Genomic DNA, 872 nt, shown 5'->3' with positions numbered 1-872 from the left:
CTGAAGTTTCACCGTTTTCACCGGACTTCATCGGAAAAAGTTTAGCAAGGCCGCTGTCATAATTCTGGTTAATATGCCATAAGTATAGCTAATTACCACCCTTCCTGATGCCCCATGATTTTGTGTATTTTTATTTAAATTACAATCACTTAAAAGATGAATGAAGTACCCCCTTTTGGTATAATCAAAGCTACTAAGACATTGAATAACCAAAAGAAAGGAACCCCACTCAATGTTCATTCTACGCGACCTTCTGCGGGCTCTCCAAGCCCCATTTTCCGATTCCAGACTGGGCCGTGAACGGGCTCACTGGTTTGCCTTTACCCTGCTGGCGGTCATCGTGCCTTTTACCTCGTCCATGACCTCCAATCTGTTGCGCTCCCTCCAGACGCTGTTCGGGCTCGATCTGAACAGCCGGCGCTTCTACACCTTCATGGCTTCGAACAAGCTGCCCTGGGATCGGCTGTGGATGGTGCTCTGGAAACAGATTCCCGATCCTGCTGTCGAGGGCCGGTTGCTGGTGGCGCCGGATGATTCCATCAACAACAAGACAGGGCGCAAGATTTTTGGTTGCAGCTTCTTTCACGATCATACCGCCAAACTCAACCAGCCGACTTATCCCTGGTCTCAGAATATCGTTTCCATTGGCTTGTTGAAGATGATCAAAGGACGCTGGTGTTGCCTGCCTTTGGCATTCCGGTTCTATTTCATGAAAAAGGATATCGAGGCGCAGTCCCTGACCGCCAAGATTGCCGGTGTCCCGGTTACCTTCCGCTCGAAGATGGCGCAGGCGGTGGTGATGCTCTGTTCCGTGGCGGAACAATTTTCCCAGCTCCCCGTGTTGGTGGTGACCGACAGTTGGTTTGGCAATG

At 50.3% G+C, this 872-nt stretch carries 1 protein-coding gene; it reads left to right on the top strand.

Annotated features, from left to right (window positions below):
* Positions 1 to 232 precede the first annotated feature (232 nt).
* Positions 233 to 872, top strand: a 640-nt coding sequence (locus tag ACOCD2_RS22695) for a transposase (RefSeq protein WP_293653783.1), incomplete at its 3' end; no start/stop codon positions are given.

The organism is Thiolapillus sp., assembly GCF_048562965.1.
In the GTDB taxonomy this organism is placed as follows: Bacteria; Pseudomonadota; Gammaproteobacteria; order Chromatiales; family Chromatiaceae; genus Thiolapillus; species Thiolapillus brandeum_A.
This window is presented reverse-complemented; position numbering and strand designations above follow the sequence as displayed.